Raw genomic sequence first — 19,887 nt, 5'->3', positions numbered from 1 at the left:
TGTTTCAGTTGCCGTGCAGCCGTGGGAATGAGCCCATAATTGTCCAAGTCCAGCTTTCCATTGCCCACCTCCACGGAAATCCAACAGGAATAGCCCGTCTTGGGATCATAGATCCAACCCGAGGCGGGCAACTTATCCAGGCCCGGTATGGTGCAGAGGACGGGAAAATCTCCGAAGTAACTGCCGTTTTCCTCCACGGAAAACTTGATGAAGTTGATGTAGGCGTATCCTGCTTCTGGGAAGCAGATGATATTGATGAAGTCCGGCCAAGGGCACCAATCCACTGCTTCCTCGTAGAACTCATCCCCAGGAGGGACTTCGGAAGGTTTGGCGGCATCCGACGATTGTGCACACACCAAACCGACAGTCATAGAAAACCCGGCCAACACAATCAGAAGAGTGCCGGACAGTTTTCCCGAATTTCTCATCATGTTCCCGTGACTAAAGCGGATTCCGTTTATTGTCTATACCTAACAGGGGTCTTTGTGAATAACCTGATGTTATTACATCCATTGGTGGACTCCGTGACATTCTTATGACACGGCCATGCGGGTGGCCACCCGTAATACGGGCACCATCCGTTGGCGCGCGCCTCGACCCCTTGAGGGAGGCGGAATGGTCGCAGAGACCGCAGAACGGCCTGCAACTAGCCGGACTGTGGCAAAAAAACGGCGGATTACAAACCCTGTTGTGAAATGAGGGGACGATTTTCTTCAAGCTCTGGGCTGTGGGTGACCGATTCGTCAACGCCGCCGGGCCCAAGATCAGGGCTCTACGAGTCAAGAAGGGCTATGCCAGCCAACAGGCCTTTGTGCTCAAACTGCAACTGGTCGGCCTGGACCTTGACCAGCAAACCCTGGCCGCCATCGAGCTACGGCAACGGTCGCTGAAGGATTACGAACTAAAGGTAATCGCCCAAGTGCTTGGGGTCACCATGGAACAGCTATTTCCCGAACCCCGGGAAATGAAGGCGCACCTGCCGATTTTGCAGAGAGGGGACAAGCGGGGCAATTAACCCCCTCGCTTTACCGCTCCCAAAGGGGCAATGGCCGGGATATACAATTTGTGTGGCAAAGGTCTTGGGACCCTGATAGCAAGGCTCTCAAGCATAACTAGGAGCCGTCACGCAAATGCAACACTCGCCCCTCCTCCAGTTGGCCTCTACCACCCCGGAGCCAGGCCCGGTATCGGCTTGACCTACAATGCTGATCTTGCAACATCCCTCGTCCAAGCTACACTGTTTTGTGCAGGTTGGATAATTTAGCCCAAACCTCAAATGTCTGCCACACACACAGCACCTGCAACACCTTCTCATCCAATCAACATTGGCTCTGTCAAAGTGTGGTACGAACATCACGAGAGCATTGTATCGAATTCGGCGCTGCGCAAGGTCATCAACCAGATGATCGACGAGAAAATCCGGACGGAGTTCGACAATGACTCGTATATGGACGCCTTGATACTCAACGAGATCATGCTGGATCGCTCTAGCAAAACAGTGCGCATGCTCTCAGGGGGATGTACTTACTTCCTTGAAACACTGCAAGATGCCTTCACCAAGGCATTCGAGCGTCTCCATGCTGCAAATGGAAAAATTCGGATCTTGGTTGTCGGAACGGAGATCCCGGCTTTCTTGGCCGCAGCCCAAAAGAAATACGCTGGCACTCTGCAAGTTTCGTCTGCGCAAGCCCGGAACGAAGACCAAGTGGAGCACTTTATTGTCTGTGATTCGATTATGGCCCGGGTCGAAAAACCACACGTGAGGCTACAGCAAAACACACCCATCGACGCAATCAAAGCCAAAGTGTCTTTCAACAATGCGAGCACGGCAAAGTTTTACGAAGATCGCTTTGATGCAGTTTGGAAAGTCCTGCACGAAACAACAGCCACACCTGATAACACAGCCCAGGCGTAAGGGAGAGGGAAGCGGGGATGCCGATTTATTCTTTGGTGGCACTATTGTTAAGCCTCTTTGGCGCAACCTACACCGTTCTCAATGTGCTCCGAACCGCCTCGGAGAAGCGTCTGAAAGATGAGTATGAAAGCGCGGACGTCAAGCTGGCCTCAATCAAAAAGAACTCTGGGACCGGACAAACATCGGCATTAGCGGAAAAATACACGCACAGCATCAAACGAAACTACGCCGCATGGAAATATATACACCTGTTACCGCTAGGCTACTTTTGCCTAGCAATAACGTGTATATCTGTAGTCTCATTTTTCCATTGGCAAGATGTGGTTACGCCAAGCACAGCAAGGGCCGTTGATACAGCCGCTAACTCGGGAACTCCAGCCCCCGCAACGAACAATATGGATATGGGTATTATTTGCGAGCGCGCTCGATGGATGCTCTTGGCCGCGCTGTTGATCAATTTCTTTTCCGCAGGTGCAACCGGTTGGTGTTGGTATCGTGTGCTTTCATGTGGGGGAGCGTTGAAGAATTTAAATAATTCCACAGAAGAAACCATGCAGGCCCAGCAATATGTCGCAGGTTCTTCCGCTCCAAGCAGCCCGGCGTAAGACTTTCCTTGTAAAAGCCGCGCCCAACGTCCCAAAGTCGATTATACCTTGTGGAAGACCGTCCAAGCCCGTCATGGGGAACATTCCTCTGACCCATTCACCAAGGAACCGTCATGAACCAGATATATCTGGGCTAAAAACCAAGTCCTCTCGGAAATACCAATCGGAGAACTCGCACCGCGCTAAAGTCAGCTTGTATCCAGAAAATCAACGGCCCTGATCATCACCTAAATATCTACCTCCACGGCCACTGTTTGGGTGCTTCTTAAGGGCATATCCAGGGACATTTGCCGACAGGGAGGCATTATTTGTCTTATGTGCGGACAATAGGGCCTTAACCCAGTGACATTCAGGCTGACTATTTTGCATCAAAGTAAGCGCATGAGCGGACACTGAACTCCCGACGCTAGAGGCCACACTACTCATGACATCAGGGGCAAGAATTTGACCAAGCCTCAGAGCCACTTCACACTCAACTTCCGGACCTTCTTTGCGAAATGATAGCAAACATGACGCCAGAATGCCCTTGGATGTATAGGGGTGACGAGCGAGGACCTTAAATAGGTATTCCCAATCCGGCGACTCGGCTATCAAGCTACCTAATAAATCTCGAACAACCTTCTCCTCACACATCGTATTGTCTTCTAAAGCTTGGTTGATGAAGGATTCCAAGTTCCCGGAAATGACCGCGCCAGCAACTTTTCCGCCGCTAGGGCAGCCGATCTTTCCCAGCCCCTCTACGACTGCTTTTTTGAATTGAAAAGGGGTGGTAAATAGAAGCCCCACCCTAAAGGTCTTGCCATTATGAGAGACGACGAAACAGCTAGACATATGAAACGAAGCCAAGACATGGGCCACCCTTCTGCCAAGCTTTTTAATGAGGGCTGACCAACGAGCCATTAAACGTCCCCAAGCTGACTGCATGTGTTTCATGACGCTCCATATGTCCTTTCGTTCAAAAGGCGCAAGGAGAGCTTTACAAAACTGCCATCAAAACAGAGGCACCCCTTAACGTAAGCTCCCCCAAAAGTCCCGAAGCGTCGGCCATAGGCGGCGAGAGCAAGCAGTCGAAAATCACGATATCCATGGCCAGACGGGTGAGTACTCATGGCCGAATATCCCCGCCACTTGCTTACTTTGGGTTAGAGCAAGTGGAATCCAAATCGCTGCCTACAAAATTTGACTTGGCAAACCAGACTCTAGTAATACCTTGTTGGTCGTCTCCATGAACTGCCTGCGCACCATTGTCTCCCGGGTCACCATACCCGCTGCTCTCCCGTAAGGGAGAGCTTCCCCGCGCTTGCACCTCCCACCATTACCGGTGGGTTCCACAAAAATGTTCCTAGGAGACTTATGTCCGTCCCCCAGAAAGAGGTTGGCATTTCCACTGCCAGCCAAGCAGCCGCCCTCAATTCGCTTCAGCGAAACTTCGCCGTCAAATGCCTCATGCCCCAGATTGGGAGCGTGAAAGTCCGAACCCACAGCCTAATCGTCGGCCCCACTGGCGTCGGCAAAACTGAAGTTGTCCGCCGCTTTGCCGAAGAGATGGGCCTTGGGATGATCACCATCGCTTGCAATAGCTGGGTTCCCTGGGGGGCAGCCACCCAACCCTCCTCTCTCACCACCATCGCGGCCTTCCTCGGTTCCGAGGCGCGAACGCACAAAATGCTCTACTTGGACGAGATCGACAAAACGGTGCCGATCTCATCGGCCTATGGCTCGTCCTGGGCACTGGGCGTTTTTGGGGAGGTGCTGGCCCTCCTGGATGGTGACGGACGTCTCAAGGGATGCGGCTGGACGGATGAACATATCGCCCGCTTGGCGAATACATTCATTGTCGGAGCGGGTGCCTTCCAACAACTGGCCACCCAGCAAAAGGACGAGGTTGCTGCAGCGAGTCGGCCGCAGGTCGGCTTTGCCATCGGGGATCCAGTCGAGCTGGAGGTCCCCCACTATTCGCGCAAGGTCAACGGTCAGGGGTTGCCCCCGGAGATTGCTTCCAGGTTTGCTGCTGACGTGGTCATGATCGAGCCCCCGACTGAGGAGGAGTATGCGAGAGGGATCATCCAAATCCACTCTGCCTTCAAGGGTAAAGGAAAGAAAATCACCGGTTCGGAGATTCAGCGACTGGCAAAAGCGGCAGGCGCTTCGGACCAAGGCATGCGGTGGTTTGAAAGCTACTGTCTGGGCCTGGCCGCAAGCGCCGTGGAGAAAGACATTCCGCTTTTGAAGCCCTTCAGGCTCACCCGAAGCCCTTCCCCCGCAACCCCCGGTGCGGTGGATGCCCCGGCAGCCACACCCGACAAGAACGGCGCGCCGTGGATCAAAGGTGCGTCCGGATCGAAGTCGCCCTCCCAAAAGCCTGACAGTCTATCTGCGCAATTACTGGCCGCCGCCAACGCTCCGACCCCTTCGCCTGTTCCGCACCCACAAGAAGCTCAACCGCCGAAACCCGCCACACCACCCGTGCACGGTGCGGGCCCAAACACGCCTGCCAAGCCTGCTGGGTGGGCGCCTGCGATTGTGGCCACGCAAAACCCAACCCTGGTGCGTCGTGCCGCCCTGAAAGCATGCAGCAGCCTACGCAGCCTGCTTTGGCATGCGAGGGTGAAAGAAATTCTCCTGGAGAACGGTGAGAATGCGCTTTACGGCAAGCCGACCCAGGCAGCTCCCGATGGGGGGCTGGTTTGCCTGCTCCGCTGCATCGCGTGGTCTCTGGAGGAGTATTGGAATCCAAAGGTCAGCCAGGACGATCTTTTCGGACACGAGAGCAACTTTGGGCTGATTGCCGGCCTCTTGATCCAACTCGAGGTAGAGATCGCCCTATGCCAGAGCGAATATGCCGAAGCAGGGCTGGGTGAACGCATGTTGCACGCAATCGCGTCCCTGCGCGACTTTGCCGTGGAGTGGGCGCTTTGGAATCCGAAGTCTGAAGCACCAGAGGAGTTCGAATGGTGAGGTTGTGTCTGAACCGCTGGAACTGCGCGTTCCAGTCCCCCAAGGTCATCCGCACAATCCGCGCGAAAATTCGGCGCAACTTGGATATGGGGCAGAGCGTGCTGGTGGACCTAGAGAACGTGCGGGGGATGGAGAGGTCAAGCTTCGATGAGATTGTCGCTGATTGGCCATGGGAGAAGGTGCGTATTCTGGCCCCAGGCATGCAGGCGTGGCTGCCCGTGGCTCACGAGGTGCCCGAGCCGAAGGAGATGGAGGGCTTGCGTGAAGATTGAATTCATCGGGTATGAAAGTTTCAACGACGCGGTTGTGGCTTTGTTCAACGAATACCCATACACATTTTTTGTGGTGTACTTCGCGGCACTCACCTTTCTCATTCTTTCGGGACGCCGAAGTAAACAGGACAAGAGTAATGGGGAAAAGAAGCGATGAACAACGAAACGGTAGTCTCTGACTTTTGCCTGGCCGTTGCCAACCGCGAGTTCGATGAAGCCCAGAGGCTGCTGGCCCAGGGACACCCGATTGAGGAGAAGAATGAATATGGGAACACTCCACTGATGTGGGTGACGTACCTTGGTTACGTGGAGTCGGTTCGTTGGCTGCTGGAACAGGGTGCGGATGTGAACGGACGCAACCAACAGCGCCAGACAGCACTTCATGAGGCCGCCTCGTGCCACAAGACCGAATGCCTCAAAGTGCTGGTGGCAGCAGGCGCAAACCTCAATGCAAAAGACATGGCAGGCGACACACCGGCCCACTGGGCCGCACGCCTTGGGGCTGTGGGATGCCTGGCGGCTCTGGCCGAGAGTGGAGCCAACCTGGGACTTCGCAACTACACGGGTGCCGCACCCCTGCATGAGGTCTTTCATTTTGGGGTGCAACTTACGGCCATGGTAGAGGTCTTTGCTAGATGCGGCGCCGACTTGAACCTGCCGGATTCGTATGGGAGAACAGCGCTGCACATTGCCGCACATCGCGCGAACACCGAGGGGGTGACCTGCCTCCTGGATTCGGGTGCCAGTCCATTTGCCGTTGACCGCGAGGGCAATACACCGCTGCACCTGGCTGGGCCACCACACTTGAAGGAATTGCTGCTGTCAGTGCCTGGGGCCCGACAGGGTTACTGCGCCCTGCTTCTGGCCGGAGGCAAGCCCTACGACTTCGAGACGCATGGACTAATCAATAGGACCTGACGATGGCACTTACTTGACCGGGGTCTTCTTAGGGGGCCACCGTAGGTGGCCGAGGTATAACATCCCCTAAATCCTGGGGAAGGAAGTGTTCGCCTGCATCGTTGACGAAAGATTTGAGGACAATAAACAGGGACGCAGACCCAAGCGTTTTTCGCGCTCTTGCGCCTGTTTCAGCGCATTCATGAGAGGTGCAATCGATGGATGTACTGCCCCCAGTAAGCAATCGGTCTCAACAGCAGTTACTGCCTTGAGGGCCGAGGCGAAAGAGGTTTTGAAGCCTCCCTGAGCAGAGAGCGCCTGAACAGTCACGGCAGTTCGCGTGAGATAATCCTGTATGGAGTGTTTTCCATCTTCCATTACCTGAGTATAGTGTTCTCCGTATGGGAAAGCAAGAGTCCACGGGCACGCCATGGAACAAACTTCAGGGGTTGGGCCTGAAGCCGGATATTAAGGATATTGAGGCCTACGAACAGGCTTACCAAGAGGGGATGACCAGAGCGCTTAAGACGCTTGTGACGTCCCAATCCCTGGCCGTCATTCCGGCACTGATCAAATCCATTCATTATGCAATCTTTTACAAAATTCATACGTGGGCCGGGGAATTCAGAAGCAGGGATGAAACTGTTACTTTCGACAAGGGTAGGGTCGGCGCTGATGCATCCAAAATCGAAGGGGCCTTGGAAGAGTGTTGCCAAAAATACGAAGTAGACATCAGTCAGTGTGACCCGCCTGGATACGCGCTTGCACTCGCCACACTGCATGGGTCTATTCGAAGCATTCACCCTTTCCGGGATGGGAATACAAGAACATCAGCGGTGCTTCTGGAAGCACAAATCCAGGCCATTTATGGACCACAGGAGAGATCCCCTCTGATGAGCGAGAGCCTGAAGCCGTTTCTTCAGGCAGCATATGAAGGAAACCCCTACCCCTTGGCAAGTATGATCCTGCGAAGGGGAGGGTTGGAAGTTCCGAACTGGCCCGAGAAGGAATTGAGCCGGAAAGTGACCCCAAAGCTTGACGAGAATTTCGAAACAGAATGGCAAAAGAAGCGTGCAGAAATCCTGCGCCAACAGGAGCAGAAATAAGACTGACGAGGACAAAAAAGACGACAAATTGTTACGCACTAGGTCCTGTCGTCTACTCATCGATCATGACCCCAGCACCACGCTGACCGGCCGTGAACATCTCCACACAGACCTGGCTTTCCACATAGAAGCTGGCCCGGCACAGTCCAAGCGCCCGGCAGGCCGGGGCCTTCCGTCCCCAGCCTTCTTCCACCACCATGCGCACGGCCCTTCGCTTGGTCGAAGGGCTCACCATTTTTTTGCGTTCACCACCTTCAAGATGTCGTTCTGCACGACCAAGTCCGCGATGATTCGTTTGAGCCGGGCGTTCTCTTCGGCCATGGCACGCATCGTCCGCACGTCGGACACTTCCAGGCCCCCATACTGCTTCTTCCACTTGTAGTAGGTCGGCTCGCTGATGTTGTGTTTGGCGCAGACCGCCTTGACGCTCATTCCGGCTCCCTCCCGTAGGATGCCCACCACCTGTTCTTCGCTGAATTTGCTTCTCTTCATTTCGTTCTGTTCCTTCTACAGGACCAGAACTCTCTTTTCAAAATGTCTGTTTTTTAGGGGTCAGGTCAATATAGAGGAATACACTAGAAAGTTTTGTGAAATCGCGTGCCGTCCATTGGAATGTCATCGATCTTCCGAAAATATTATAACCTATATAGCATTGTTTTTGGCAGTTTGCGCAAGTTTGACTACGGTTCTGCCAACATACAGGACTTCGACTTCAGGTCCTTGGATTGCTGTAGCAACCCCTACTGAAATCTCAGGCAAAAAACTTGACCGTCAATGGAGTCTGCGCGTCACTGATGAAAAGGCAGCCCAAACAAAAACCTTTCCAACATTGGACACTGTTGTTTTTGTTATCCTGGCAGTTACAGTAGCCGTTTACGTTGTCTGCGGTTTGGTCATGGCCCGATTGAGAAGCGAGCGGCGGACAGGTGCCTACAGAATAGCCTTGGCATCGGCACTTCTGGAGAGATTCGATAGCAGCGATCAAAACCTCGAAACGCGAATCCAGGGGCTACTGGAAGCTTCAGATCTATGGCCTGCACTGAAAGCCGCCGAATCAGACAAGAATGCGGGCATATCAACCCAAAAGACCTGTTTAGCGCTGACAGCCCTGACCAAGCAATATCTGCTCAGCCAGGGCGACGCAAGCTTGACTACTAGGACAGCACACCAATGTGCGCCAACAGAACCGCAATAATAAGGCAGATGATCGACACGATCAAAATATAGGCAAAGACGTCATCGTTCATGGGGTATCCTTTCTATGCCTAAGATAGAGGGGGGGGCTATGTATCGGCTTGGGCTATCAATACGAATACCTAGAGATGGCAACTGCGGCACCGAGAGCCAACCCGCCATCGTCGCCGTGGCCCCATTTGGTTTTGGCCACGCAAGCGATTTGACTCCGGGAATAACGAAGCCCTTTCCGCATAAACAATTCCGACTGGGGCCATTGCCAAGCCGTGAGGATTTTCTGATATTTGATTTGGGAGGCTTCATCCGGGCCCAGGCAACGAGTGGCAGCCTCCTTTAGCAAAGCCAGGGCCTCTTTCCGCGTGATCCAATCCGAGGGCTCCCGGGCCACAAACGGCCCCACCACCCACTTCCTGGCTTCCTCTACCTGCCCTGCTAGGCGTTCATCGAGGGTGGAGAGGGGACCAAATTCCTGCACAAACCCGGCTGCCGCATTGCGGGCCTGGGCCTCATAGGGGGTTCCAATCAGGTTGGTGATGGCTTCAGCCAGCCGCCAGGAGGCCCCTACTTTGGCCCGGAGGGTGTCCTTGTGCCTCCCCAGGGCCAAACGCAGCTCCTGGGTGTCCTCCAGGGCGTAATAGGCCCTGTTTCCGATCTTTCCCAGACACCGGAGGTAGGGGAAGGGCTCCGGTCTTGGCCGGGCAGCCTTGAGTAGGACCTGCCCCCAACATTGGGCAAAGAAGGGAACCCGCTCTTGGTCCTCCATGGTGTTCAAGTGGCTCCGCAGGTCGTCTGAGCACACCGGCCGCCCCATCTTGGCCACCAGGTCACCCACGGCAGCCAGAAGCTTGGCCTTTTCGCTCGTACGAACCGTGCGGGGTGCAAATTTGCTACGGGGTTTCACGCGGCGCTGAGGTGGGGCAGGACCTTTTCCAGGGTTTCCGGGGAAACGGGAGCCTCCCCGGCGTGGGCGGCGTAGAGCAGGGCAAAGTAGGACAACCGGCGCATGTTCCCCTTGGTGTGGGAATGGATCGTGCGGGCGCACTTTTCGGCCTTTTTTTCGCCTTCGGCCACGGCCTGGGCGAATACCTCAAAGACCGGGTTCCAGGAGCGAAGGACTCCCAGCATCTCACCGGGATCAAGGTCATGAAAGACCTCGACTTTGAGGGTACGGCTGCGAGCCGAGGCCACACGCCCAAGCCAGTTATCCGGATTGGATGCGCCGGCAAGGATGATGACCAGAGGCCAGCCCTTCTCGTGGGCCTTGTCGCGCAAAGCGACCACATTTTCCAGGACTTCGTGGGACCAGAGGTCTGCATCGTCCAGAAAGAGGGCGGTGATGTCTTGGCGTTCCATTTCATGGATGCAGGTGCGGATGGCGAACTGGACTGATCCCGTCGAATTGGATCCGGAGAAGAGCTTGCGCCCCATGGCCTCTGCCAAATCCTTGAGTCCACGGGTGTGGCTCTTGAGCAGGCAGCACCGGAAATACAGGGCCGTTCCCTTGGTCCCAATTTTAGGGTAGCGACCGACCAAGGCCTTGAGGGCCTCGGTTTTTCCGGAACCGTTGGGTCCGGTGAGGACACCGAGGGACCCGGTGGTAACGCAGTCCGAGAGCAGTTGGGTAGCGCGTTCGATGGATTCGGTGGCAATGGAGGGCAGCTTCAAATTCGGGTTCATGATTCCTCCTGGGGAAGGGGTTCACTGGGTTGGATGCGACCCTCAGATACCGAGGGACCATTGTCGTCAGCGGGTGCGGTGGGAATTCGGGATGCCGGGCGCAGGCCCGGGGATTGTTCGCGGAGAACACGCGCCAGATCGTGGATCGCATGGGTGCGGGACAGGCGTTCGGAATTAATGCGGGCGGCGAGGTCACTATCGCCCTCGACCGGGGTGAGCAGGCCGATGAGTGTGCCAGAAAGGGTGTAGCACTCGATGTTCTCGGCGGTGCCTTCCACGGGCAGACGAACAATGACTTTTTCACCCACCAGACCCACCAAGGCTTCCGAGGAGAAGTGACGGCCCCACAGGGCGATGCCGTCCCGCTCGACGGTCATTTCCTTGCGGACCCGGATGGCCAGGGAAATTTCCGAGGCGTCGATGTTCAACCCTTTGGCGTCGCCAAGGTGATTGACCCAGCGTTCGAAGGGGGTGCATCCGATGCTGGAATGGCGTGTGTGGTTGTAGCGGCGGATGTAATCCCAAACCAACTTCTCAAAGTGGGTCGAAGGCAGGGCCGATTCTTTGGCCCGGGACAGGCCCCGGAACTGGTTGGCGTGGCCCTGGAGTGTGGTGATCAGACCATTGGTGAAAGTCTGGAACCAACGCTCAATTTTACCATTGGCCGAGGGGCAGGATTTGGGAGCGGGATCCCAGATGACATCCAGGCGAAGGAGGGTGTCAAGGAAGTCGGTTGATTCATAAACCGAGCCATGGTCAGAGCGCAGGCGTTTGGGAACACCGAAGAAGGGCAACCTTTCGTCACCTTTGGCAGACATGCAGGTATGTAGGCAAATGAGACTCTCGTTCGTATCGGGCGCTTGACGATGGATACGGACCCCCACGCAGGCCCGGGAGAAGGAGTCGATAGCGGCCGTCATAAAGGGCTTGTACAATTCGCCCGTGGCCATATCACGAATCCAGAAAGGGATTTCAGTGAAGTCCATTTGCCACAACTCGTTCGGGTAACCCTGTTCAATGCGTGCGACGAGACTGGCCTGTTCGAAGGCCCTTCTCTCCCCTTCCCGCAGCATGACGCGCATGTCCTGGGGCAGGTTGGACAAGGCACGACAAAGCTGCCTGTAGCCCGGAGAACCCCAGTTTTCCTGGACGCACTTTTCGCAAACCCGAGCATGAATAGCGGTGAGCTTGGCTTCGGGATGGGCCTCGAGGAGGCAGAGAGCCCAGGCAAGAGCGCGTCGATCCATCCGGGACTTTGAGCCCTCACGCCCCTTCTTGCGTTTATCAACAAAAAACTCTGGGTCATTCAAACTGCCGGCCCGGCGATTCCAACGCCATAAGGTAGCAGCGGAAACACCCCGACTTTTTGCAAACGGGACCAATTTCAAGCCCGATTGGCGATACGCTGAAACCAGCGATCGACGGCGGGCGACATGTTCGACTTCATCGGCAGGAATCAGGCAGTTTTTCATTTTGTTGACCCAAAGATAGGTGCCACTAGATCGGTTACGTTCCCACCTCGGTAGGCCACACAACTCCATCCCGCATCCACCGACCCACGAGAGGTGAGATCATTGCCAGGCGAGCCTGCAGTCGCTTGCCCCTCCATCCCATGATCTGGGCGGATGCAAGGGCCGCACGGATAGTGCGGTCCGCCTGTTTTGGGTTGAGTCGCGCACCCCTTACATGCCGCACCCCATCGCCTTCGGTGATCTTCAATCCATTCCCGCATGCGGCCAGGAAGAGAGTTGCCACGGCAGGAGACTTGAGGTCGAAGGACAGAAGGGCCTCGGGACAATCGCTGAACAGGCGGCGGGCCTCTGCGGCCACCCCGGCCCGGGAGAAGAAATGCAGCGGATGGACAGTCCGCAGGATACTGCCGATCCAATAGGGCACAATCTCCGGCAGGGTGGGACAGACCATTCGGTTTTGGGCAAAAGTTCTGAGCAGGCGCTCCAATCCCTCATTAAACTGACAACCCTGTTTGTTTCTGTTGATGCAGGCGTAAACAATCCGATCCGCGCAGGCATCCCCTCCAAAAACGGACAGCCTTTCGATTGTCACCAGTTTCCCCAGATCACCATCTTGGTCGAAAAAGGAAACCCCAGTGGGGAACCCTCTCCACACACGCTCCGGTTTACCCAGCCAGTCTCGGGTCAGCGGCTTCCTATCAAAAAGCCCCGCCCGGGGGCGTCCGAAAGCCAGTGCGTGGGCCATAGCCTCGGCCTGGTCCTCACGTTCGCGCAGAACTGGCAACGCCAAAGAAGGGGTGACCGGCTTAAAGAACCAACTTTTGTCAGACAAGTTCCGATGAGCAATCACAGCACCCGGCAAGGAAGCCCAAACCAGCAACATGGTCTGCTTGTCATCCGGCCTCAGCCCCAGCAGGGCATGGGGACACAGTTCGAATAACCGCTTGGCGTATTGCACCGCCTGTGCGCTGGCTGCGACATGCGCCCGTCCGGGCGCAGAAGTCGGCAACACCACATCGAGGAAGCGGCATAACGAGAGGCCATAGGTCCCAAACATGGCGGCATTGAGGGTGTCCACCAATGGGGTTGGATTAGAGGAATTCCAATCTTTCTGGTTAATGGGGAACGTGAGGTAGGGAATCATGCTTGGGGAGATAACTCCCGCAAGCAGGCCTCAAAACGGTTCGGCGCCCTTAGTAACCAGAGCCAACACCTCCCGATTGGAGAGTGCTACTTTTCCTTCTGCGGCAGGCCCGGCGAGTCGAATGACCCGACCCATGGCACCCTCGGTTGCTTCAATGAGCTTCTGGAGTACCTGCAGGGCATCTGCCTCCTGATGGTCCACACGGGCACAGAAACCCGAAAAATTCCCACTAACGGCACGAAGCACGCTGGCAATTTCGCGCCGTGTTGAGTATTGAGACGAAAACAATGGCGCTCGCAGGAGCGTGTTCCCCGCGTAGCTGTTCGCAAAGGGCATCATACCCTGGCGAATTTGCATGGATGCTACGAGCATTCCCACGGGAACCTGGGCTTGACGAAAACAATCCATCACCTCAAGCAACTCGAATACGGTTGGCTCCATGACCAGACTGTGAAAATCGACTATGATCAACTTGCACCCGCACTTTTGACCGGCAGAAACAATTCTCCTCAACATATCCGACGGATTCATGGACATTCTGTCGGAATCCCGCCCTGAAATGGCTCGGAACAGCTCGTGGAGCATATATATACGTGGAGTATCCGAGCAACCCCGCACCCAGATGACGGGATCCTTGTGTTGGGTCTCCAGCTTTTTCTGCGCATAGAGCATGGCCGTGGTCTTGCCCGCATCGATAGCACCCACCACCTGACCCATACACCCTGAGCCATAGATGCTCCGGGCATACCTTAGGGTGTCCTCGACTAAACTGGTGATTATGATGTCCATGGCGTTAAACCTTTGCCTTTTTGAGTTTGCGTGTTTTGGGTGCCCGCTTCTTGGTCTTGGAGACTTCCGCTGGTTTAGCCGCCGGCTCACTCCTGCCAGGCCTTGTGAAGCCACCCTCGTGGGTTACGGGCAGGTCCCGGCGATGGGCAAAAACGACAAGCCCCTGCCGCTTGCGCCAGTATTTCCAGTCTTCCAAATAGTCAGGCGTGACTTTTTTCAGTTCGGGATCGTCCTGAGATCTGATGTTAACGATTAGAAAGACATGCTGTCCAACAGAAGCCTCAAGGATGGGGCCGAAATGCTGAACGGACTGCCACCATGCGGGTTGGTTTATCGTCACATCGCCGGCAATATGCTTAGGGACCACATATTGCACGGCATTTCCAAGCAAGCCGATTCGGTGGGCCTTGACGGGCACTTGCATCGAGATTAAAGAATTCTGGAGCACACCCAAGAAATTGGCGGAATTTTTCATGATTTGATTTGATTCAAAAGAACCCGTGCCGGAGACACCCCCCCGAATTTGCTTGTTGGTCTCAAATTTAGTTGAAGAATTGTCGCCTCCAATGATTCGAGGATAAGCTGGGTGTGCATCGGTTTATCGCCAAGGACTTCATTGAGGCTGGACTGACGTTGGTCGCGGCTTTCCTTTAATGGGTCATGCGCAAAGTGCAACTGTCCCAGAGTCCTTTTATGGCTTTTCTCTGAGGCAGAGTTGGCACGGGGACAATGGGCCGGCGTCAGGAATGCATAATACCCATCGCGGCTAGTCGAGCCTGGAATTCCCTTGAAGTAAAAACGGAACCCCTATCAGTTCGGAGGGATTTGGGAATCAAGCGGTATTCAAACAAGGGTAAAGGCTCCATGGCCATAAGTAGGGCAAGCACAACAGCCTGCACATTGGGTTCGCCGACAGTGACGACCGCCGAAAGTACACAGAGGCTGCCTATGTCTACTATTTCCGTGACCTTCAGCTCGCCCTGGCCTCCTCGATAATCCAACGCTTTGATGTTTAAAGCGTAGGTGTCCGTGGCCCAGTGTTCCCCCGGGATCATGTTATTACCGGGCAATTTGGGTAATTCCTTTTCGATCTTGTTCTGCAGCAATTGTGCGTATTTAGGGTCCATGAGTATTTTCCGTATTCTTCGTCTTACCGACCTCGCAGACACCATACGTTGACCAGGCTTCAACAGGCCCCTGAGGATCTTTTCTGCAACCGTTCTCATGGTTCCGTTTTTTCGCCGACGCATGGTTTCCGCAATAAGCCATGCTTTCAAAAAAGTCTCGTCCGGGATTCTTTTACCGCCACGGTCATAGGTGCCCCTTTTTTCGATAAAATCCGTGATCAGCGGGGTGCGCCCAGATTTGGCAATAACCTCGATGCGTTTCTGCACGCGATAGACTTTGCTAAAGGAGACTCTGTCAGAAAGGATTGCCAGGCAGTTTCGAAACAACGCTTCCGTTGTAATAGGCTCGCCAGGGCAAAGCTGCTGCAATTGCTCGTGAATCTGGGCAATGCCGTAGTGCAGCCGCGCCTTGGCGCTGGCGCAGGCGGCCTTGAATTTCTGGGCGAGGTCTTCGGGTTGAGATGTATCTCGTTTCACGCAGGGTAAAAGGCTCTCGGGACCTGTCCTGTAAAATTCTTCCAAAATGGCTTACGTTGGCTTATTTATGCCCTCAGATGACTACATACAGGCTTCATAAGACAGCTTTGCCCCTTGCGCGAAAGGCCCTGGGGGAAAACTTAACAAATAGCCGTTTGATCAAGACCTGCGTGGAAAAGACAAACCTATTCCTCGCATCAATCCCTGCCACGCCTCAGGGCAGGTTGGGTGTTATAGCAGCTCATATTCCCAAGCAGGGGGGCGCCCAAGCCATCAACATGCGCACGGATCCGGACTTCTGTTCGCAGTTGGATACACTTGTAAAAACGCTCGGGGTGCCTGGCGCCAAGTGTATCAGTGCTGCGTTGAGTTTTTGTGCTACTCGTCCAGCACGAATAGGGTACGCCGAATGGTTTGGAATTGGATCAGAACTGAATTTGGAAGGAAAGGATCATGCTCCCATAACGGCGCAGACGCAGTATATACCCAGAAAAAGTCAAAGTTATGTGTTTCTGGTAGAATCCAAAATATTGTTGTATGCCCTGCTGACAAAGCCGGTTTCCACTTCAGATGGATGCCGCACCCTTTTGCGAAGGGCTATCGCGTGTGGAGAAATTAAGCTTCTAACACCGGATTACGATCAGTTATTCAGGTCAATCGCAGATCTTAAACAATGTCAGTCGCGGCGATTGGACGATTTGAATTCGGCACTGCAAGCAATGGTGGATATCGTGCCTCCGCCGTTCTCAGCTTATAAGCTGGCTGCCTTTAACAGTTCCCGAAACAGGAAGGGTGCAGACGCCTATGTGTTGTGCGCTTACGCCACGAAACTACCCAAAGGCATCAAACCCATTGTTCTGACTATGGACCAACAATATCTGGACTGTGCGGCCCAAAAGGGGATATCGGCATGGAACCCGTGGGGTTGTGAGCCCGTAATTTCAGCGAATACAAAAGTGCTAAGACACCCGGATACTGGTGCGGTTTATGCCAGACTTACCATCAATAAATCCAACCCCGACGCAGTAAAAATGGAAACTGACTAGGGGTACAGTGAACCCGGCCTTCAGAGGTAAATTATCACTAATCTGACCAAGTTTAGTTCATTTATGCGTCCGACTTGAGTTCACTTATCAGGTCCGCATACAGACGTAGTCCCGCAGGATGCGGGACGAAGTCGGGCTTCTTGGATCCGTCTGTAAGCTTCCGCCTTCACCCGTTACGGCGAGACAAGACGGCTCGGCAAGCCAGTTCTAATATGGGCTATGGCAATTTTTTAAATCGCTGAAGCTTTTGCGAAACCGAAAGCTGCCGCGGCTACTTGGCCGTGCGGCATTCCTCGATGAACGACTGGACCGATTTCTTCACCTCGATGAGGGTGATGTTTTCCGCGGCAATGCGCTCGATGCCCTTGAGGAAATTGATCGAGGGGGTGATGACGAAATCCCCCCGCCAGACCACGCTGTGCGGCACACCGTTGAAGACCGCCGGGCGGACCTCATAGAGGATGAGCGAGGTGTAATACTTCGAACTGACGTAGTACGTCGGCTCCACCACTTGGAAGGAACCATCCTCCAAGCGACGGTTGAAGACGGCGGCCAGGGTGAAGGTCCGGTCGCCTTGGATTCGGGACGTTTCCCAATAATAAGACGGGGTTTCCATGCCGGGGGCCAGTTTGGCGGTCATGGCCGCGCCGATGCTGTCTTTGAAACGCTCCAGGAGGGCGGGCTGGGCCTTGAGCAGACGGACCATTTCCTGGTGCATGTTGAACCCGCGTCCACCGTTGTCGTAGGCCGGGCTGCCGACCCATCCCCGTGATTGGAAGGTCCGCGCCCGTTCGGCGAGCATTTTTCTCCAAGCCCCGGAAAGGGAGGCGGGGTCCGGCGCATCGGCCAGCAGCTTGGCCTCAACCGCATTCAAATTCAGCCCACTCCCACTGGCACTGGCCTTGATCAGGGCCCGGCCGAGACCGTCTTCTGGGGAGATGACCAAGCGGGCAAAATCGGCTTCCTGGGCCGGAACCCGGACGGGGAAATGCCCCTCCAGATCGAGGGTTTCACTGGCCTGGGCCTGGGTGGCGGAATCGCTGTCAACCATGCGACGCACCGCCTGCTCCGGAGTCAGGGGCAGGGCATAAAGGGTTTCGACGGATATGGTCAGATCCGAACCCTCGGCGGGGATACGGGTTCCCACGATTTGGCCCGCCGCCAATTTGGCCGGATCCACATTGCGGATGCCGGAGTAACGCTGGATTTCGTCCAGGGCATCCGCAGCCGCCAGACGACTGGCCCCGGTCGCGGCCAGGATTGCCGACAGCACCAGAAAAATGGGAATGAAACGCATGTCCGATTCTCTTAGGGCAAATGTCCCGAAGGTCAATGTTGCGGTTGTGCTCGCCGGCAAATTCTGGCAGACCGTTCCGCTCCCATTCATGAACGCCACCTTTCTTTCCCGCTCCATCTCATCCTTCTGGCCTGATCCGTCCGACTTCCGCCGCTTCCTTCTTCTGGCCGCGGTGTTGCTGTTCATTCTGGTGGTCGGTTGCTTCCACCCGGTCATCTACGACGAAACCGAGGGCCAGTACGCCGGGGCGGCCCGCGAGATGCTCCAGCGCCAGGACTGGTTGATCCCGACCAACAACGGGGTCCCCCGGTTCCAGAAACCCCCGCTGGTCTACTGGACCATGATGGTTTCCGTGAAGCTCTTCGGGGTCAACGAATTCGCCGCCCGCCTGCCCCAGGCCCTGGCCACCGCGGCCTGGCTCCTGGCTGTCTACCTCCTCGGCAAACGTGTCGGAGGCCCGGACTTCGGCCTTTACTCCAGCATGATGTTGGGAAGCGCCATCGGCTTCATGGTCTTCTCCCACGTCATCATGCCGGAACCGTTCATGGCCTTCTTCGTCACCCTGACGGTCTGGGCCTTCCTCCGGGCCAAATGGCGGCCGGACCAGGCAAGGCATTGGTTTTTGGCCGCCTGGATCTTCATGGGGTTGGGCTGCCTGACCAAGGGCCTGCACGCCGCCCTCTGGCCCCTGGGTGCCGCCGCCGTCATGGCCCTGGTGTCCAAGCCCTCCCGCCCCTTCTGGCGCGGCCTGCTCCATCCCTGGGGCATCACGGTCTTTTTCCTCCTGCTGCTTCCCTGGTATCTGGCCGTCGAAGTCCGCTACCCCGGGTTCCTCCTCGACCATCTGGTCAACGAACAGATCGGCCACGCCATCGACAAACGCTGGCCCCCCAGTTCCAACCAGGTCGACCTCCTGGTCTACATCCTCCAACACTTCTTCATGCTCATGCCCGGCATGATGTTCCTGCCCGCCGCCCTGGCCCTCTGGCAGAAGCACCGCCGGGAATCCAACGAGGCCTTCACCTTCTCTCACCACTACCTTCTCCTCTGGTTTGCCTTCACCTTCGTCACCACCTGCTTTTCCGCCCGGCAGGACTACTACACCATGTCCTCCTGGGGTGCCGTGGCCGTTCTCCTGGCCACGCCCTGGCTGGCCCCCTACCGCATCTCCCGTTGGTATTTCATCCTGCCTTTCAGCCTCATCGCCCTCGCCGGCCTGATCGGGGTGGTCGCCGCCCTCTGGCTGGGCACGGTTCAGGACGACCTCCACGTGAACATCCTGCCCATCGTCGAACGGGACCACCTCTGGACCGCACTCCAGGGATTTTCCCTCGGTGCCTGGAAGGAATTCTTCCCCCTCCTCAAAAACACCGGCCTCAGTCTGGCCGTGGGCGGCACGGTGGCCGCCTTCCTTTCCTTCCGGCGCCAATTGCCAGCCGCGGGCATGGCCCTGGCCGCCACCATGATCGTCCCCTACCTCATGATGGTCCAGGGATTCTCCGTGAAGGAGGAATACTTCTCCCTGGAAAACTCCGCCCGATCGATTCGTGAGCGCGCCGGCCGGGACGCCAAAGTCATCTACGACGGTTACCCCAATCTGGCCTCCAGCCTCTTCTTCTACCTCGACCGGCCCGTCCACTGGGTCAATGTCCCGGTGGAATACGAATACGCCACCCGCAGCCTGAAGATCGGGAGGGAACTCTACCTCGACCGCGCGGGTGTGGCCGAAGCCTGGAAATCGGGCGAGGTCTTTCTCATTGCCGAAGAAACCACACTGGAGGAATGGCGGGCCCTGCTGGGATTCCCGGCGGACATGGAACCCTTCGCCCGCAGCGGCACCCGCGTGGTCCTGCACAACCGCTGACAGCAACCTGGCCGCCAGACCGCTTGATCACCTGATCACTTGTTCAG

General features: G+C 55.9%; 23 protein-coding genes. 10 read left to right on the top strand and 13 right to left on the bottom strand.

Going from position 1 to position 19,887, the window contains the following annotated elements:
* On the bottom strand, nucleotides 1-371 hold a 371-nt coding region (locus tag SFU85_02420; GenBank protein MDX6765623.1), incomplete at its 3' end, for a hypothetical protein.
* Nucleotides 372-727: 356 nt separating this feature from the next.
* Between SFU85_02420 and SFU85_02415 the strand changes: the two genes are divergently transcribed.
* The 3 genes from SFU85_02415 (at nucleotide 728) to SFU85_02405 (ending at nucleotide 2,520) form a co-directional block, all read left to right on the top strand.
* Nucleotides 728-1,015 carry a helix-turn-helix transcriptional regulator gene (locus tag SFU85_02415; protein MDX6765622.1) on the top strand — a complete coding sequence of 96 codons (288 nt, stop codon included), beginning with the start codon at nucleotides 728-730 and terminating at the stop codon, nucleotides 1,013-1,015.
* Nucleotides 1,016-1,276: 261 nt separating this feature from the next.
* Nucleotides 1,277-1,915: a hypothetical protein gene (locus SFU85_02410; protein ID MDX6765621.1), complete on the top strand. Its 639-nt coding sequence runs from the start codon at nucleotides 1,277-1,279 to the stop codon at nucleotides 1,913-1,915.
* Between the two features lie 17 nt (nucleotides 1,916-1,932).
* The gene (locus SFU85_02405; GenBank protein MDX6765620.1) at nucleotides 1,933-2,520 is read left to right on the top strand and encodes a hypothetical protein; all 588 of its coding nucleotides are present in this window, start codon (nucleotides 1,933-1,935) and stop codon (nucleotides 2,518-2,520) included.
* A gap of 207 nt (nucleotides 2,521-2,727) precedes the next feature.
* Here SFU85_02405 and SFU85_02400 read toward each other — a convergent pair whose 3' ends face one another.
* Entirely contained in the window at nucleotides 2,728-3,453 is a 726-nt protein-coding gene (locus tag SFU85_02400; protein MDX6765619.1) for a hypothetical protein, read from the bottom strand.
* Between the two features lie 531 nt (nucleotides 3,454-3,984).
* On the opposite strand from SFU85_02400, the gene SFU85_02395 reads away from it, so the two are divergent.
* From SFU85_02395 to SFU85_02385, 3 genes are all read left to right on the top strand, one after another.
* Nucleotides 3,985-5,478, top strand: coding sequence for an AAA family ATPase (locus tag SFU85_02395; protein MDX6765618.1), 1,494 nt, complete (start codon nucleotides 3,985-3,987; stop codon nucleotides 5,476-5,478).
* A 2-nt stretch (nucleotides 5,479-5,480) separates the two neighbouring features.
* Nucleotides 5,481-5,750, top strand: a complete 270-nt coding sequence (locus tag SFU85_02390; protein ID MDX6765617.1) for a hypothetical protein — start codon at nucleotides 5,481-5,483, stop codon at nucleotides 5,748-5,750.
* A gap of 153 nt (nucleotides 5,751-5,903) precedes the next feature.
* Entirely contained in the window at nucleotides 5,904-6,668 is a 765-nt protein-coding gene (locus SFU85_02385) for an ankyrin repeat domain-containing protein (GenBank protein ID MDX6765616.1), read from the top strand.
* Between the two features lie 66 nt (nucleotides 6,669-6,734).
* On the opposite strand, the gene SFU85_02380 is transcribed toward SFU85_02385, so the two are convergent.
* The gene (locus tag SFU85_02380; GenBank protein MDX6765615.1) at nucleotides 6,735-7,025 is read right to left on the bottom strand and encodes a hypothetical protein; all 291 of its coding nucleotides are present in this window, start codon (nucleotides 7,023-7,025) and stop codon (nucleotides 6,735-6,737) included.
* 23 nt (nucleotides 7,026-7,048) lie between these two features.
* On the opposite strand from SFU85_02380, the gene SFU85_02375 reads away from it, so the two are divergent.
* Entirely contained in the window at nucleotides 7,049-7,753 is a 705-nt protein-coding gene (locus SFU85_02375) for a Fic family protein (GenBank protein MDX6765614.1), read from the top strand.
* Between the two features lie 52 nt (nucleotides 7,754-7,805).
* Here the strand turns inward: SFU85_02375 and SFU85_02370 are convergent, their stop codons facing one another.
* Nucleotides 7,806-7,988: a hypothetical protein gene (locus SFU85_02370; GenBank protein MDX6765613.1), complete on the bottom strand. Its 183-nt coding sequence runs from the start codon at nucleotides 7,986-7,988 to the stop codon at nucleotides 7,806-7,808.
* Nucleotides 7,982-8,245: a transposase gene (locus SFU85_02365; GenBank protein ID MDX6765612.1), complete on the bottom strand. Its 264-nt coding sequence runs from the start codon at nucleotides 8,243-8,245 to the stop codon at nucleotides 7,982-7,984. The genes SFU85_02370 and SFU85_02365 overlap by 7 nt, the downstream gene beginning before the upstream one ends.
* Before the next feature lie 184 nt (nucleotides 8,246-8,429).
* On the opposite strand from SFU85_02365, the gene SFU85_02360 reads away from it, so the two are divergent.
* Nucleotides 8,430-8,948, top strand: coding sequence for a hypothetical protein (locus SFU85_02360; GenBank protein MDX6765611.1), 519 nt, complete (start codon nucleotides 8,430-8,432; stop codon nucleotides 8,946-8,948).
* Nucleotides 8,949-9,056: 108 nt separating this feature from the next.
* On the opposite strand, the gene SFU85_02355 is transcribed toward SFU85_02360, so the two are convergent.
* The 7 genes from SFU85_02355 to SFU85_02325 all read right to left on the bottom strand — a co-directional run bounded on the left by SFU85_02355 (nucleotide 9,057) and on the right by SFU85_02325 (nucleotide 15,633).
* Nucleotides 9,057-9,848 carry a hypothetical protein gene (locus tag SFU85_02355; GenBank protein MDX6765610.1) on the bottom strand — a complete coding sequence of 264 codons (792 nt, stop codon included), beginning with the start codon at nucleotides 9,846-9,848 and terminating at the stop codon, nucleotides 9,057-9,059.
* Entirely contained in the window at nucleotides 9,845-10,624 is a 780-nt protein-coding gene (locus SFU85_02350) for an ATP-binding protein (GenBank protein MDX6765609.1), read from the bottom strand. The genes SFU85_02355 and SFU85_02350 overlap by 4 nt, the downstream gene beginning before the upstream one ends.
* On the bottom strand, nucleotides 10,621-11,871 hold the full coding sequence (locus SFU85_02345) for a DDE-type integrase/transposase/recombinase (GenBank protein MDX6765608.1): 1,251 nt from the start codon (nucleotides 11,869-11,871) through the stop codon (nucleotides 10,621-10,623). Before SFU85_02345 ends, SFU85_02350 begins: the two co-directional genes overlap by 4 nt.
* 259 nt (nucleotides 11,872-12,130) lie before the next feature.
* Complete coding sequence (locus tag SFU85_02340) at nucleotides 12,131-13,240, bottom strand: hypothetical protein (protein MDX6765607.1); 1,110 nt, start codon at nucleotides 13,238-13,240, stop codon at nucleotides 12,131-12,133.
* A 30-nt stretch (nucleotides 13,241-13,270) separates the two neighbouring features.
* On the bottom strand, nucleotides 13,271-14,029 hold the full coding sequence (locus SFU85_02335) for a hypothetical protein (GenBank protein MDX6765606.1): 759 nt from the start codon (nucleotides 14,027-14,029) through the stop codon (nucleotides 13,271-13,273).
* 4 nt (nucleotides 14,030-14,033) lie between these two features.
* Nucleotides 14,034-14,504, bottom strand: coding sequence for a hypothetical protein (locus SFU85_02330; protein ID MDX6765605.1), 471 nt, complete (start codon nucleotides 14,502-14,504; stop codon nucleotides 14,034-14,036).
* A gap of 265 nt (nucleotides 14,505-14,769) precedes the next feature.
* Nucleotides 14,770-15,633: a transposase family protein gene (locus SFU85_02325; protein ID MDX6765604.1), complete on the bottom strand. Its 864-nt coding sequence runs from the start codon at nucleotides 15,631-15,633 to the stop codon at nucleotides 14,770-14,772.
* A 155-nt stretch (nucleotides 15,634-15,788) separates the two neighbouring features.
* Here SFU85_02325 and SFU85_02320 point away from each other — a divergent pair, with 155 nt between their 5' ends.
* A complete protein-coding gene (locus SFU85_02320) occupies nucleotides 15,789-16,679 on the top strand; it encodes a hypothetical protein (GenBank protein ID MDX6765603.1) in 891 nt (296 codons plus the stop codon).
* A 271-nt stretch (nucleotides 16,680-16,950) separates the two neighbouring features.
* Here the strand turns inward: SFU85_02320 and SFU85_02315 are convergent, their stop codons facing one another.
* Nucleotides 16,951-17,976: a hypothetical protein gene (locus SFU85_02315; protein ID MDX6765602.1), complete on the bottom strand. Its 1,026-nt coding sequence runs from the start codon at nucleotides 17,974-17,976 to the stop codon at nucleotides 16,951-16,953.
* Between SFU85_02315 and SFU85_02310 the strand changes: the two genes are divergently transcribed.
* Nucleotides 17,975-19,840 (top strand): glycosyltransferase family 39 protein, encoded by a 1,866-nt coding sequence (locus tag SFU85_02310; GenBank protein ID MDX6765601.1) that lies wholly within the window; start codon nucleotides 17,975-17,977, stop codon nucleotides 19,838-19,840. The genes SFU85_02315 and SFU85_02310 overlap by 2 nt on opposite strands.
* Nucleotides 19,841-19,887: the final 47 nt, after the last annotated feature.

The organism is Candidatus Methylacidiphilales bacterium (assembly GCA_033875315.1).
Taxonomy (GTDB): Bacteria; Verrucomicrobiota; Verrucomicrobiia; order Methylacidiphilales; family CAZTYG01; genus JANRJG01.
The sequence above is the reverse complement of the archived record's forward strand: the minus strand, read 5'-3'. Positions and strand labels throughout refer to the sequence as shown.